Here is a 13,432-nt window from a genome sequence, read left to right on the forward strand (position 1 = left end):
ACAAGGCATTTGCGCTTATGCGGCCCATGCGCGGCCCCGGCAGCAGCCGCCACCGGAAGGGAGAGACATGCGCTTTTTGCGTCAGAGTTTGATGGGGCTTTTCCTGGCGTCGCTGACGGCCGCTTTGCTGCTGTATGCCGGGCAGCTGGTCTTTGGCGCCATCGAGGCGCAGCTCAATGCCGAGCGCAAGGCGCCGCCCGCGCGCGAACGGGTGTTTGCGGTCAACGTGGTGACCGCGGACCTGCAGACGGTTGCACCGGAGCTGACGGCCTTTGGCCGGGTTGAAAGCCGCCGCACACTGGAGTTGCGAACGGCCTCCGGTGGACGGGTGGTGCAGCTCTCTGAAGATTTCGAGGAAGGCGGCGCGGTCCGGGCGGGCGAGGTGCTTGTGCAGATTGATCCTGCGGATGCGCAGGCCGCGCTGGACAGGGCCGAGGCTGACATGATGGACGCCCGGGCTGAGGAACGCGATGCGGGGCGGGCCTTGATTCTGGCACAGGACGAGCTTCAGGCAACCCAGGACCAGGCGCAGCTGCGCGAACGCGCTTTCCAGCGGCAGGTGGATCTGCAGGAGCGCGGCGTTGGCACTGCAGCCACGGTGGAGACCGCGGAGCTTGCCGCGGTTCAGGCCCGCCAAACCGTGATCTCGCGCCGCCAGGCGGTCAGCCAGGCAGAGGCGCGCGCGGATCAGGCTGCTACCCGGGTGGCCCGGGCGCAGATCGCGCTGGACGAGGCGCGGCGCGACCTGGAGGACACCACCATCAAGGCAGGCTTTGACGGCACCCTGCAGGCGGTCAGCCTGGTGCAGGGCCGACTTGTCTCCGCCAATGAAAAACTTGCTGATCTGGTCGATCCGGACTTGCTGGAGGTAGCTTTCCGGGTTTCCACCGCGCAATACGCCCGGCTGCTGGACGGTGACGGCCGCCTGCTGGAGGCTCCAGTGCGGGTGACGCTGGATGCGGCTGGTGCCGGCCTCAGCGCAACCGGGCGGATATCACGCGCCAGCGGTGCTGCGGGGGACGGGCAGACCGGGCGGCTGGTCTACGCCAGCCTGAACGCAGCCCCCGGGTTCAAACCCGGAGATTTCGTGACGGTTCACGTGACAGAGCCTGAAGTCCGCGCGGTCGCACGGGTTCCGGCCTCCGCGCTGGGTGCAGACGGCACCGTTCTGTTGCTGGGTGAAGAGGACCGGCTGGAGGCGCTGCCCGTTGAGCTGGTGCGCCGCCAGGGCGATGACGTGCTGATCCGCGGCTCAGGGCTGGAAGGCCGCGAAGTTGTGACAGGCCGCACGCCCTTGCTGGGGGCCGGCATCAAGGTGCGCCCGCTGCGTCGGGGCGCAGAAGCGCAGGCGCTGCCGGAGCTGATCGAACTCACGGATGAGCGCCGCGCCCAGCTGGTTGCGCTGGTTGAGGGCAACAGCCGGATGCCTTCGGAGATGAAGGCAAAGATGCTGCAGCAGCTGGCAGAGGTCAAAGTTCCCGCCCGGCTTGTAAGCCGGATTGAATCCCGGATGGGAGGCTGAACCCGATGGCGCGCAGGCTCCCCCGGCAGGCCCGCGGGCTGTTCAGCTATTTCACCCGCCACCGCACCGCGGCCAACCTTCTGCTGGTGATCATGCTGGTGCTGGGTGCGGCTGCGATGCCCAACATGCGGGCGCAGTTCTTCCCGGATGTGATTGTCGAACGTGTTACCGTCACCGTTGAATGGGAGGGCGCCGGTCCAGAAGATGTGGACAGCGCCATCGTGCAGGTGCTGGAGCCTGCGCTGCTGGCCGTTGACGGCGTGGAGGAGACCTCCTCCATCTCCCGCGAAGGACTGGCGACGCTGACCCTGGAGTTTGAGCCCGGTTCCGACATGGGTCAGGCCACCGACGATGTGCAGACCGCGGTGGACGGCATCACCACCCTGCCGGAGGAGGCGGAGGAGCCTGAGGTGCGCCGCGGCGCCTGGCGCGACCGGGTGACCGATGTGGTGATCACCGGGCCGGTCGGGGCAGGGCAACTGGGTCTTTTTGCTGACGAACTGGTCGTGCGCCTCTTTGAGGCCGGTGTCACCCGCACCACGATTCGCGGCGTGGCAGCGCCGGAAACCATCGTCGAGGTGCCCACCGCTAAGCTGATCACCCACGACATCACCATGCGCGAGATCGCGGAGGCCATCGCGGCAGAGGTCGATGCCGACCCTGCAGGCGACGTATCCGGCGCCAACGCCCGCGTGCGCACAGGCAGCGAAAAGCGCAAACCGGATGAGCTTGCGGCAATCGTGCTGCGCACCAATGCCGATGGCTCCGTGCTGACCCTCGGTGATGTGGCGCAGATCCGGGTCGAGGGCGTGGACCGCAACCGTTCCTACTTCGTCGATGACAACCCGGCGATGTCGATCCGGGTGGACCGTTCTGATCAGGGAAATGCCATCCGCCTGCAGGCACGGGTGCAGGAGGTCGTGGATGAAATGCAGGCCAGCCTGCCGCAAGGGGTGACGGCGGAACTGATCAGGACCCGTGCCCAGTCCATCACCGACCGTCTGGATATTCTGGTCGACAACGGGTTGATGGGGCTTGGCCTGGTGCTGTGCCTCTTGTTCCTGTTCCTTAACACCCGCATCGCCTTTTGGGTGGCAATGGGTATCCCGGCCTCGATGTTTGCTGCCGTGGCGCTGATGTATGCCGCCGGGATCACCATCAACATGGTCAGCCTGTTTGGCCTGATCATCACTCTGGGCATCGTTGTGGATGACGCAATCGTGGTCGGCGAGCACGCCGATTTCCGGGTCCGCCGGCTAGGCGAAAGCCCGATGCAGGCGGCGGAAAACGCCGCCCGCCGCATGGCGATGCCGGTCTTCGCTGCAACCCTCACCACAATCATTGCCTTTTTTGGGCTGACCCTTGTGGGCGGACGGTTCGGCGAACTGATCCGGGATATCCCTTTCACGGTGATTGCGGTGCTAGCGGCGTCGCTGGTGGAATGCTTCCTGATCCTGCCCAACCACTTGGCCCATGCGCTGACCCATGCCCAGGCGCGCCATTGGTATGATTGGCCGAACCGGATGGTGAACCGCGGCTTCCGCTGGTTGCGCGACCATGCCTTCCGGCCGCTGATGAGCTACATCGTCACTGCGCGCTACGCCGTGCTGGCAGGGGCGCTGGCAATTCTGGCCAGCCAGGCAGCGCTGTTCATCAACGGTGATGTGCAATGGCGCTTCTTCAACGCGCCGGAGCGCGGCTCGGTCACCGGTAACTTCGCCATGGTGGAGGGCGCAAGCCGCGCCGACACAATGGCGATGATGCAGGAAATGCAGCGCGCGACAGAGGCGCTGGGTGCCGAGTATGCTGAACGCTACGGCCGCAACCCGCTGGACTTCGTGATGGCCGAAACCGGTGGCAATGCTGGCCGCGGTCTCAGCGGGGTGGAGGCCAAGGATACCGACCTGCTGGGCGGCATCTCGATCGAACTGATCGATGCGGACCTGCGGCCCTATTCCAGCTTTGCCTTTGTGGCGGAACTGCAGGAGCGGGTGGTGCGCCACCCGATGGTCGAGACGGTCTCCTTCCGCAGCTGGCGGTCAGGGCCTGGCGGCGATGCACTTGACGTGCAGTTCTCTGGCCCCAGCGTGCAGGTGCTGAAAAATGCCTCCGAAGATCTGAAAACCGCACTTCTGCGCTTCCCGGAAGTCTCGGCAGTGGAGGACAATCTCGCCTACGACAAGGAAGAAGTGATCCTCGACCTTACGCCGCAGGGTCAGGCGCTGAACTTCACCATTGGCAGCCTGGGCCAGGCGCTCCGGGCGCGGCTCAACGGGATCGAGGCGGCGACCTATCCCGACGGTCCGCGCAGCGCCACAATCCGGGTGGAACTGCCGGAGAATGAGCTGACCGCTGATTTCCTGGAGCGCACCCTGATGCGGGCCCCCAGCGGCATCTATGTGCCGCTTGCCGATATCGTCTCGGTCACTCAGCGCACCGGTTTCTCCACCGTGCGCCGCGAAAACGGCATCCGGGTGATCAGCGTGACCGGCGACATCTCTGAGGACGATCCGGCCCGCGCCGAGGAGGTGACGCAGGCGCTGCAGAACGAGATCCTGCCGAACATTGCCAGCGAGCGGCAGGTGGAATGGCGCCTGTCCGGTCTGGCAGAGCAGGAACAGACGTTCCTGCAGGAGGCGGGTACCGGGCTGATCCTCTGCCTCACCGGGATCTACCTTGTGCTGTCCTGGATTTTCGCCAGTTGGACCCGTCCTTTGGTGGTGATGGCGATCATTCCCTTCGGTCTGGTCGGCACCATCTGGGGGCACTACGTTTGGGAGGTGCCGCTGAGCATGTTCACCGTGGTTGGCCTGTTGGGGATGACCGGGATCATCATCAACGATTCCATCGTGCTGGTAACTACCATCGACCAGTATGCGCAGGACCGCGGCTTGATCCCCTCCATCATCGACGCGGCGGCGGACCGGCTGCGCCCGGTGATGCTGACCACCATGACCACGGTGCTGGGTCTCGCGCCTTTGTTGTTTGAACGTTCCCAGCAGGCGCAATTCCTGAAGCCCACGGTGATCACGCTTGTCTATGGCCTGGGGTTCGGGATGTTCCTGGTGCTGCTGGTGGTGCCAGCGCTGGTGGCCATGCAGCGCGACCTGTCGCGGCCGCTGACATCCCTGCGCCGCGCGCTGCGGCAGGGGGCTGGGCGCCTGCGCTGGCTGGTACTGGGCGCCGCTCTGGGGCAACTGGGCTGGCTGGTGCTGACGCTGGGTTGGGCGATGGCATCCGGCGCGCTGCATCCTGCGCTGCGGATGATCCCGGCGCTGGCGGCAATGGAGCCGGTGCGGGCAGGGCTGCTGGCCTTCATTGTGGGGGCCTTCACACTGGCACTGCTGGCCTATGCCGCGGGCGGAATTGCCTACCGGCTCAACGCTCGCCAGCGGGCCTGAGCCAGCCGCGCCACGTCGCCGACCTGATCCAGAAGCTGCAGCCCGCGGGATTCGATTTCTGCAATGGGAATCCATTCGGCCTTTTCGGCGTCATCATCCGGCACCGGTTCACCGCTCAAGTATTCGCACAGCACCACGGTCAGCAGATACTGCCGCTGCGCCATACCGGATGCATCGCGCGAGATCACATCCACGTTGGTGAGATATTCCAGCGGCCGGGCGGCCACGCCGGTTTCTTCCATCAGCTCGCGCGCCGCGGCCTGCAAGGCCGTCTCGCCCATCTCCACATGGCCGCCGGGAAAGCCCCACCAGCCTGCGTTCGGCTCCTTGCCGCGCTGCACCAGGATCACCTGGTCCTGCCCGCCGGAATGGCGGCAGACCACGGCAATAGTGCCCAGAACCGGGCGGGCAGGGCTGCTGGCTGCGCTCATCCGGCGCTGCAGCCCTGAATATCAACCGCATGGTTTTTCCCCAGTACCGTGATCCGCAGCTGCGAACGGTCGATGGCATAGGCGTTGCCGTCTGCAGGCAGGAACTCGGTCTCCGCCACCAGCTGCCCGCCATCGCGCCGGGTGGTGGTTTCACCTGCATAAAGCTTGGGGTTGCCGGGTTCGATCACCGCAACCTCCTCGCCGCCGGCAGAGGGCATCGAGATGCGTGCGGTAACCGTCATGCCGTACTGCGACGGACGCAGGCTGCAGGTGGCCTTGCGCACGCCCGCTTCTTTGGCCGACCAGGGGCGGCTGGCCATCGCGGCGGCAATTGCAGGGTTGCGGCCGGCGCTGCTGTCCAGCTCATGGTCGAACTTCAGTTCGGCCGGCACGCAGACGTCCTTGCACACCCCCAGCTGCATCCGGCCCTTCAGGCGCACAGGCTTGCCGGGGGTTTCAGGCGTGATCTCAACCGGCAGCACCAGCTGGTCATGATAGCCGATGGTGCGGTAGCCGGAGGTCAGGAATACTTCTGGTGACGGCCAGGTGATCGACAGCCCGCCGATATTGCGTGCCCCGCGCCAGGAAAAACTGGGCGGGATGCCGGCATCGCCGGGCGCTCGCCAATACGTTTTCCACCCCGGCTGCAGGGTGATCCGCAGCGCGCCCAGATGGGTGCCGCGGGAGGTCATCCCGCCATCCAGCACCTCGACCTGAACGATATCGCCGTCCGCAGCGCCGGCAAATGCAGGCAACCCGCTTGCAGCAGCCAGCAAAGCTGCCGCGGCAGCAGCGGTTTTGAGCATTGTCCGTTTCATACGTGAATACATGCGCCTGCCAGCCTGGTTTGCCAAGTCACGATCCGGTCATACCTCCCTCATCCTCCTGTGTTTGCGGCAAATTTGCCCGAGCCTGCGCGGAGTTGCGCCGATGCGCCCCTTGCGCGGCAAGCGGGTGCGCGTCATGGTGGGGGGAGGCAGCAGAAAGACGGAAATTCATGGATCTGACTGGCAAGCTCTTGATTGCAATGCCTGGTATCGGCGACCCGAGGTTCGAGCATTCGGTGATTTTCCTATGCTCGCACGGCGAGGAAGGCGCGATGGGCCTGATCGTCAACAAGCCCGCTGACGGCGTGGCGCTGGGCGATCTGCTGGAGCAGCTGGACCTGGGCGGTGAGGGCAACGCTGCAGCGGCGCTGCCGGTGCGCTTTGGCGGCCCGGTAGAGACTCAGCGCGGTTTTGTGCTGCACACGCCGGATTACGAATCGGATGTGAGTTCCCTGAAGGTACCTGGCGGTTTCTCAATGACCGCGACGCTGGATATTCTGGAGGACATCGCCGAGGGGCAGGGGCCGGAGCAGCTGCTGGTGCTTCTGGGTTATGCCGGCTGGGGACCAGGGCAGCTGGAATCGGAAATCACCATGAACGGCTGGCTGACAGCAGAAGCCAGCCCGGAGCTGGTATTCGACCTTGCGGATGACAGCAAATGGGGCGCAGCGCTCAAGACCCTCGGGGTTGATCCGCTGACGCTCTCGGCCAGCGCAGGCCACGCCTGAATACGCATATCTGGATGCACAGCGGGAGGGCTCCCGCGCGTTTTCTGATTATCACAGATAACCCCAAAACCCTTGGGCCGGGCACCCATCTGCGATGGGCGCAGGGGCCTGCGGCTTGCCGGGTTCAGTCCCGCGGCGCTGCGGCGCGGCGCAAACGGTCGTTGATGGCCTCGCCCAGCCCGCGCATCGGCACCGGGGCAACGGCAATCGGTTTGCCTAGGGTATCCAGCCGGTGGAGATGCCCGAACAGGTTCGCGGCGGCCTCTGCCAGGTCGCCGCTTTCGGACAGGTTCAGATCGCAGGTCCCGGGACCGAAGCCGAGAAACAGTTCGCCCTCGCCGGGCGCGTCAGCATTCAGCCGCACCGGCGCACCGGGGGCATAATGCGACAGCAGCTGTCCCGGTGCTGTCAGCGGGTCGTGCACATCGCGTTCTGCCAATTTGCGGCCCAGCACCGCCTCGATTTCTTCCGCCGCCAGCCCGCCGGGGCGCAGCAGCAACGGTTCCGGCCCCGCCAGCCCGATGATGGTGGACTCCAGCCCAACATCGCAGGCGCCATCGTCTAGGATTGCGGCAATCCGGCCGTCCAGCCCGGCCATCACATGGGCTGCCGTTGTCGGGCTGATCTTGCCGGAGGGGTTAGCGGATGGTGCTGCGACCGGCCCGTCCAGCTCCCGCAGCAGGGCTTGTGCCGCCGGATGCGCAGGCACCCGCACGCCGAGCGTCTCCAGCCCTGCCGTGACCAGCGGTGAGATCCCGTGGCCCTCCCGCAGCGGCAGTACCAGGGTCAGCGGGCCAGGCCAGAACGCCGCTGCCAGCTGTTCCGCAACGTCATTCCATGCCACGTAGCGCCGCGCGGCCTCTGCCGAATGCACATGGGCGATCAGCGGGTTGAACGACGGCCGCCCCTTGGCCTCATAGATCGCCGCAACCGCGGTGCCCTGCCGGGCATCAGCGCCAAGGCCATAAACCGTCTCAGTCGGGAAGGAGACCAGCTGCCCGGCCTGCAAAAGCCGGGCGGCGCGGGCGATGCCGCTTGCCGTTGCGGCAAGGATTTCAGTGCTCTGCTGGGGCATTCCGGGTGACGCGGCGTTTTGGTTGATTGAAATAAGCGTCCGGTTAGGTAATCGGACAAGCCACAGACCATAATGGGCCAGCGCCGGGAAGCCAAGACTGCCCGCGCCGCAGGCCCCAGAAACCCCCGCCAGAGGACGCCCATGACATTCCGCGCCCCCGTTTCCGAGTATGAATTTCTGCTGAACCACGTCGTGGGCTATGACAGCATCCCGGCCACAGACCGCTTTGCCGAGGCAACCACCGACACAGTGAGCGCGATCCTGACAGAAGCAGGCAAGCTGTGCGACGAGGTGATGGCGCCCCTGCAGCGCAATGGCGACTTGCATCCTGCACGTCTGGAAAACGGCGTGCTGCGAACCTCGCCCGGGTTTGCCGATGGCTATCAGGCCATTCGCGAAGGCGGCTGGGTCGGCATCAGCGCGGCTGAGGAGTTCGGCGGCATGGGGCTGCCGCAGACACTTGCCGTCGCAGTCTACGAGATGATGGCAGGCGCCTGCCTGTCGCTGCAGCTGGCGCCGCTGCTGAGCCAGGGCCAGATCGAAGCGCTGGAGCACCACGCCTCCGACGCCATCAAGGAGCTGTACCTGCCCAAGCTGATCTCCGGCGAATGGTCCGGCACCATGAACCTGACCGAACCGCAGGCCGGTTCCGATGTCGGCGCACTCAGCTCCAAGGCGGAGCCGAACGGTGACGGCACCTATGCGGTGACCGGCCAGAAAATCTTCATCTCCTGGGGCGACACCGATTTCTGCGGCAACGTCTGCCACCTGGTGCTCGCCCGGCTGCCCGACGGGGTGCCGGGAACCAAGGGGATTTCGCTGTTTCTGGTGCCGAAATACCTGCCGGATGCGGACGGCAATCCAGGCAAACCCAATGATCTCAAGGTCGTGAGCCTGGAGCACAAGATGGGCCTGCACGGCTCCCCCACCTGCGTGATGCAGTTCGACGGTGCCACCGGCTGGCTGGTCGGGCCGGAGCACGGCGGCATGGCAGCGATGTTCACCATGATGAACAACGCGCGCCTCGGTGTCGGCGGCCAGGGCGTCGGTGCGGGCGAGGGCGCTTATCAGCATGCGCTGGCCTATGCGCTGGAGCGCAAGCAGGGCAAGACCGCCAGCGGTTTCATCGCCGACCACGCCGATGTGCGCCGGATGCTTATGGAAATGAAGGCGGATCTTTTTGCCTCCCGGGCAATCCTGATGGCCTGCGCCCGTGCCATCGACATGCACACCGCTACCGGCGGCAGTGACTGGTCGGCCCGCGCGGCCTTCCTGACGCCGATCGCCAAGGCATTTGGCACCGACACCGGGATGCGCGTCTCGGAAACCGGGGTGCAGGTCTATGGCGGCATGGGATTCATTGAGGAGAGCGGTGCAGCGCAATATTACCGCGACGTGCGCGTCACCGCGATCTACGAGGGCACCAACGGCATCCAGTCGATGGATCTGGTGGCGCGCAAGATGATGGACGGCGGCGAAATGGCTTTTGCCCTGATCGACGAGATCGAGGAGCAGGCAGAACGCGCCCGCGCCACCCATCCGAACATGGCCGAATCCGTCTGGCAGGCGTGCGAATCCTTGCGCGAAGCCACCGAATGGCTGGTGTCGCAGCAGGACATGCAGGACCGTTTTGCGGGCTCGGTTCCGTATCTGCGCGCCTTTGCCCGGGTGCTGGGCGGCCATTATCACCTGGCAGCCGCGATGGCGGATCAGGGCGGCCCGCGCGAGAAACTGGCCCGCTTCTACATCACCCGGATGCTGCCGGAGCACAGCGCGCTCTTGGCCCATGCACAGGCCGGGGCAGAGGGTACTTTTGCCCTCAGTCTTGATGAGCTGGCGGGCTAATCCTATGACCGATATCCCAGACGTCTCCCCCCGCACCCCTTGGGAAGAACCGCCCGCACAGGGGGAGGCGATCGAAGTGGCCGAGGGCGTCCTCTGGATGCGCCAGCCGCTGCCGATGAAGCTGGACCATGTCAACATCTACGCGCTGGATGAGGGCGACGGCTGGACGGTGATCGACACCGGTTTCAACTCCCGCAAAAGCCGCGGCATCTGGGAGAACCTTATGGCCGGCCCCCTGAAGGGCAAGCCGGTGACCCGCGTGGTCGTCACCCATCACCACCCTGATCACATCGGGCTGGCGGGCTGGTTCCAGAGCGTCCACGGCGCCGAACTAGTCACCACGCGCACCGCTTGGCTGTTCGCCCGGATGCTGACTTTGGACGTGCAGGAGACATGGCCGGAAGAGACGCTGGCCTATTACCGCAGCGCCGGGATGGCGCCTGAGGTCTATGAGAAGCGCGTCAATGACCGGCCCTTCAACTTTGCCGACACCGTGCATCCGATGCCGCTGGGCTTTACCCGCATCAAGCAGGGCGACGTGATCCGCATGGGCGGGCGCGACTGGGATGTGCATACCGGCAACGGCCACGCCCCGGAGCACGCAACCTTCTGGAGCCGCGACGACAACCTGGTGATTACCGGGGATCAGATCCTGTCGACCATCAGCCCCAACATCGGTGTTTATGCGACCGAACCGATGGCCGATCCGCTGGGCGAATGGCTGGAAGCCTGCGAACGGCTGGCGAAACTGGCGCGTCCGGATCATCTGGCGCTTGGCGGCCACAAGCTGCCGTTCTCACGTTTGCCGCTCAGGATGCAGCAGCTCATTGGCAACCACCACGGCGCGCTGGAGCGGCTGATGGATCACCTTTCCGTGCCGCGGACAGCTGCTGATTGCTTTGCGCCGCTGTTCAAGCGCACAATCGGTGAAGGTGAGTACGGGCTTGCACTGGTCGAGGCAGTAGCCCATGTAAATCACCTGTACCACACCGGCCAGGTGGCGCGCTGGAAACGCGAAGACGGTGCCTGGCTCTATCAAAGCAAGGGGTGATCCGCACCCCGGAAAGGGGAGGCACCATGAGCGACGAGATTTCCACCAGCGCCGAGGCGGCAGAGGCGGCGGTGCTGCCCTGCGTGCATGAAGTCCATGCAGATCCGGAGGCCTGCGCCGGCCTCACCAAAGTGCCGGAGAAGCTGCAGAAACCGGATGCCGCCAAAAGCCCGGCCCGCTGGGCCTATGAGCGGCTGATCCTCTATATCCAGAACTTCGAACAGCAGCTGGACGCTGAACACGAGGTCGCAATGGGCTTCACCGGCGGCAATGCCGGCGTGCTCCGGATTGAGGGCATGGGCTATTTCGACCCGGACATTATCACCTACTACGGCAGTGAGCCCGACGGCTCCCGAACCCAGCTGGTGCAGCATGTCAGCCAGCTCAATGTGATGCTGCGCGCAGTGCCCAAGGCACGCGAGGAAGAGCCCGCCAACCGCATCGGCTTCCGCCTCGCCTCGGATCTGCAGCAAGAGTAGGCCGCACGATTCGCCGCCTGGGCCGCAGCCGCAGGATTCGCAGCGGTTTTCTGCGGTTTCCGGGCGGCATTTCCCCGGGATGCGCCCGAATGACGTGGTGACAGGGCCCGGCAAATCCGGTAATCACCGGGAAAACGCACGTGAATTTGAGGGATAACTCACATGGCTGATCATCAGCACGGCACCATGGACATCACCGTTCAGGAGAAGATGTTCTCGAGCTTCATGACCTTCGTGACCCGTTTCTGCATCGCGATGGTCTTCCTCGCGCTGTTCCTGGCTATTTTCGCCACCTGATCCCGGGACCAAACTTATGCGCAATCTGCTCTGCCTCGGCGCGGTGATGCTGGCGCTTGCGGGTTGCGCGGCGCCGCAGCAGCCCAACGCGGATGCCGAAACCCTGGCCAAGGTGGCCTACCGCCACCCCGGCCCCGCGACGCTCACCCTGTACACGATGATCAACAACCGCACCGGCAAGGGCGGCCACGCGTCGCTGATGATCAACGCGTCTGAACGGGTGATTTTCGATCCCGCAGGCTCTTTCTACGCCTCAGTCGTGCCGGAGCGGAACGACGTCCTCTATGGTATCACCCCGGCAGTGGAAAAGGCCTACCGCGGCGCCCATGCGCGCAGCACTTTCCATGTGGTGGTGCAGCGGGTTGAGGTGACGCCGGAACAGGCCCAGAAAGCTTATCAGCTGGCAGTGACCAACGGCCGCGTGCCGGGGGCCTACTGCGCCCAGGCCACCATTGGTATCCTGCAGCAGATCCCTGGCTTTGAAAGCCTGGACCGCACCTTCTACCCGGAGAAACTCTCCGCCCAATTCGGCCAGCTGCCGGGCGTGGCGACAGAGCGTTACTACGAAAACGACAGCGCCGACTTGCAAGCGGGCATCACCAAGAGCGACGCTGCGCTCAGCACTGCCGAGTAATTCTTCCGCCCGGGCGCAGAGCGCTCAGGCGGCGAGATACAGGAGCAGCAGGCACAGCCCGCCGGTGCCGAGCCCGATCAGCACATTGCGCGTCAGATAACCCGCTGCAAAGGTCGCGGCGGCGGCTGCAAAATGCATCAGGCTGGGATCGCCGCCGGTGGGGGCGGGCCAGACCACCAGCGGCGCGACCAGCGCCGGGATGATTGCCACTGCGGTATAGCGCAGATGACGCATCAGCCATTCAGGGATGGGCTTGCCGCCCATGAAGCCGATGAAGGCAAACCGCAAGCCGTAGCTGCCAAGCGCCAGCCCGATGATCACGGTCCACAAGATGGGTGTGGGGATACTGCTCATGTCGCGCCCTCCGCCTTGGCCTTCTGCCGCTCCAGCCACAATTCCGCCTGCGCGCCCGCAACCATGCCGGCAATCCCCGCAACGATCAGCCCCAGGTTATAGGGCAGGGCGGAGGCTGGCAGCGACGCTGCCACTGCCACAAAACAGGCCGCCACATGCGCCGGCGTGCGCAGCATCGGGCCGATCATTGCCAGAAACGCCAGCGGCAGCACGAAGTCCACACCCCAGCTCTCCGGGATGCGGGTGCCAACCAGCGCACCCAGCGCGGTGGCGATGACCCAGGCCGGTGTGATCAGCCCGTTGGTGCCAAAGAAATAGGCCATCCGCTGCGCCAGCGGCATTTCCGGCTCCTGTTCGAACTGCACGACCGACAGCGCATAGGACTGATCGACGATGAAATAGGCGGCAATTGCCCGCTGCCACATTGGTGCATCGCCCAGGTAGGGCGTCAACGAGGCCGAATACATCGCCATCCGCAGGTTCACCGCCAGCGCCGAAATCAGGATGATGATCAGCGGCGCATTCTCCTGCATCAGCTGCAGCGCGGTGAACTGGGCGGCGCCGGCAAAGACAGTGAGTGAGAAGGCAAAGGCCTCCGGCACGATCAGCCCGGCCTCCGCCGCCAGCACCCCGAACAGGAAGCCGAAGGGCGAGGCCATGAACAGAAACGGCGCGCTGTCGCGAAACCCTTTCCAGAAGGCCGATTTGGTGGTGGTGATTGCCATCTGCGCGTCCTAGATTGCCTTGACCCGCCCTACGGCGGACGCAGAAGGAATGCAATTGGTGAG

At 65.1% G+C, this 13,432-nt stretch carries 13 protein-coding genes; 8 read left to right on the forward strand and 5 right to left on the reverse strand.

Annotation, left to right across the window (positions count from 1 at the left end; translation table 11 throughout):
* Nucleotides 1-67: 67 nt before the first annotated feature.
* Nucleotides 68-1,522: an efflux RND transporter periplasmic adaptor subunit gene (locus RA24_RS11890; RefSeq protein ID WP_039191701.1), complete on the forward strand. Its 1,455-nt coding sequence runs from the start codon at nt 68-70 to the stop codon at nt 1,520-1,522.
* 5 nt (nt 1,523-1,527) lie between these two features.
* Complete coding sequence (locus RA24_RS11895; RefSeq protein WP_039191704.1) at nt 1,528-4,923, forward strand: efflux RND transporter permease subunit; 3,396 nt, start codon at nt 1,528-1,530, stop codon at nt 4,921-4,923.
* On the opposite strand, the gene RA24_RS11900 is transcribed toward RA24_RS11895, so the two are convergent.
* Nucleotides 4,893-5,354: an NUDIX hydrolase gene (locus tag RA24_RS11900; RefSeq protein ID WP_019297131.1), complete on the reverse strand. Its 462-nt coding sequence runs from the start codon at nt 5,352-5,354 to the stop codon at nt 4,893-4,895. The two genes, RA24_RS11895 and RA24_RS11900, sit on opposite strands and share 31 nt — an antisense overlap.
* A complete protein-coding gene (locus tag RA24_RS11905; RefSeq protein ID WP_241477431.1) occupies nt 5,351-6,172 on the reverse strand; it encodes a protein-disulfide reductase DsbD domain-containing protein in 822 nt (273 codons plus the stop codon). The genes RA24_RS11900 and RA24_RS11905 overlap by 4 nt, the downstream gene beginning before the upstream one ends.
* A gap of 179 nt (nt 6,173-6,351) precedes the next feature.
* Between RA24_RS11905 and RA24_RS11910 the strand changes: the two genes are divergently transcribed.
* On the forward strand, nt 6,352-6,909 hold the full coding sequence (locus RA24_RS11910) for a YqgE/AlgH family protein (protein WP_019297129.1): 558 nt from the start codon (nt 6,352-6,354) through the stop codon (nt 6,907-6,909).
* Nucleotides 6,910-7,033: 124 nt separating this feature from the next.
* Here the strand turns inward: RA24_RS11910 and RA24_RS11915 are convergent, their stop codons facing one another.
* Nucleotides 7,034-7,984 carry an L-threonylcarbamoyladenylate synthase gene (locus tag RA24_RS11915; protein WP_039191706.1) on the reverse strand — a complete coding sequence of 317 codons (951 nt, stop codon included), beginning with the start codon at nt 7,982-7,984 and terminating at the stop codon, nt 7,034-7,036.
* A 141-nt stretch (nt 7,985-8,125) separates the two neighbouring features.
* On the opposite strand from RA24_RS11915, the gene RA24_RS11920 reads away from it, so the two are divergent.
* The 5 genes from RA24_RS11920 (at nt 8,126) to RA24_RS11940 (ending at nt 12,290) form a co-directional block, all read left to right on the forward strand.
* Entirely contained in the window at nt 8,126-9,829 is a 1,704-nt protein-coding gene (locus RA24_RS11920; RefSeq protein ID WP_039149351.1) for an acyl-CoA dehydrogenase, read from the forward strand.
* Between the two features lie 4 nt (nt 9,830-9,833).
* Nucleotides 9,834-10,880, forward strand: coding sequence for an MBL fold metallo-hydrolase (locus RA24_RS11925; RefSeq protein WP_039191708.1), 1,047 nt, complete (start codon nt 9,834-9,836; stop codon nt 10,878-10,880).
* Nucleotides 10,881-10,906: 26 nt separating this feature from the next.
* The gene (locus tag RA24_RS11930; RefSeq protein WP_039149668.1) at nt 10,907-11,359 is read left to right on the forward strand and encodes a DUF6173 family protein; all 453 of its coding nucleotides are present in this window, start codon (nt 10,907-10,909) and stop codon (nt 11,357-11,359) included.
* Between the two features lie 162 nt (nt 11,360-11,521).
* On the forward strand, nt 11,522-11,656 hold the full coding sequence (locus RA24_RS11935; protein ID WP_019297124.1) for an aa3-type cytochrome c oxidase subunit IV: 135 nt from the start codon (nt 11,522-11,524) through the stop codon (nt 11,654-11,656).
* A gap of 16 nt (nt 11,657-11,672) precedes the next feature.
* Nucleotides 11,673-12,290, forward strand: coding sequence for a hypothetical protein (locus tag RA24_RS11940; protein ID WP_039191710.1), 618 nt, complete (start codon nt 11,673-11,675; stop codon nt 12,288-12,290).
* Between the two features lie 24 nt (nt 12,291-12,314).
* On the opposite strand, the gene RA24_RS11945 is transcribed toward RA24_RS11940, so the two are convergent.
* Nucleotides 12,315-12,644 (reverse strand): AzlD domain-containing protein, encoded by a 330-nt coding sequence (locus RA24_RS11945; protein WP_019297122.1) that lies wholly within the window; start codon nt 12,642-12,644, stop codon nt 12,315-12,317.
* Complete coding sequence (locus RA24_RS11950) at nt 12,641-13,369, reverse strand: AzlC family ABC transporter permease (RefSeq protein WP_039149345.1); 729 nt, start codon at nt 13,367-13,369, stop codon at nt 12,641-12,643. The genes RA24_RS11945 and RA24_RS11950 overlap by 4 nt, the downstream gene beginning before the upstream one ends.
* Between the last annotated feature and the right edge of the window lie 63 nt (nt 13,370-13,432).

Source organism: Leisingera sp. ANG-M6 (assembly GCF_000813905.1).
GTDB lineage: Bacteria > Pseudomonadota > Alphaproteobacteria > Rhodobacterales > Rhodobacteraceae > Leisingera.

What these genes read in the sequence shown, in the direction of transcription:
- RA24_RS11890 (WP_039191701.1), top strand. Translation starts at nt 68, where the DNA reads ATGCGCTTTTTGCGTCAGAGTTTGATGGGGCTTTTCCTGGCGTCGCTG.
- RA24_RS11895 (WP_039191704.1), top strand. Translation starts at nt 1,528, where the DNA reads ATGGCGCGCAGGCTCCCCCGGCAGGCCCGCGGGCTGTTCAGCTATTTC.
- RA24_RS11900 (WP_019297131.1), bottom strand. Translation starts at nt 5,354, where the DNA reads ATGAGCGCAGCCAGCAGCCCTGCCCGCCCGGTTCTGGGCACTATTGCC.
- RA24_RS11905 (WP_241477431.1), bottom strand. Translation starts at nt 6,172, where the DNA reads ATGAAACGGACAATGCTCAAAACCGCTGCTGCCGCGGCAGCTTTGCTG.
- RA24_RS11910 (WP_019297129.1), top strand. Translation starts at nt 6,352, where the DNA reads ATGGATCTGACTGGCAAGCTCTTGATTGCAATGCCTGGTATCGGCGAC.
- RA24_RS11915 (WP_039191706.1), bottom strand. Translation starts at nt 7,984, where the DNA reads ATGCCCCAGCAGAGCACTGAAATCCTTGCCGCAACGGCAAGCGGCATC.
- RA24_RS11920 (WP_039149351.1), top strand. Translation starts at nt 8,126, where the DNA reads ATGACATTCCGCGCCCCCGTTTCCGAGTATGAATTTCTGCTGAACCAC.
- RA24_RS11925 (WP_039191708.1), top strand. Translation starts at nt 9,834, where the DNA reads ATGACCGATATCCCAGACGTCTCCCCCCGCACCCCTTGGGAAGAACCG.
- RA24_RS11930 (WP_039149668.1), top strand. Translation starts at nt 10,907, where the DNA reads ATGAGCGACGAGATTTCCACCAGCGCCGAGGCGGCAGAGGCGGCGGTG.
- RA24_RS11935 (WP_019297124.1), top strand. Translation starts at nt 11,522, where the DNA reads ATGGCTGATCATCAGCACGGCACCATGGACATCACCGTTCAGGAGAAG.
- RA24_RS11940 (WP_039191710.1), top strand. Translation starts at nt 11,673, where the DNA reads ATGCGCAATCTGCTCTGCCTCGGCGCGGTGATGCTGGCGCTTGCGGGT.
- RA24_RS11945 (WP_019297122.1), bottom strand. Translation starts at nt 12,644, where the DNA reads ATGAGCAGTATCCCCACACCCATCTTGTGGACCGTGATCATCGGGCTG.
- RA24_RS11950 (WP_039149345.1), bottom strand. Translation starts at nt 13,369, where the DNA reads ATGGCAATCACCACCACCAAATCGGCCTTCTGGAAAGGGTTTCGCGAC.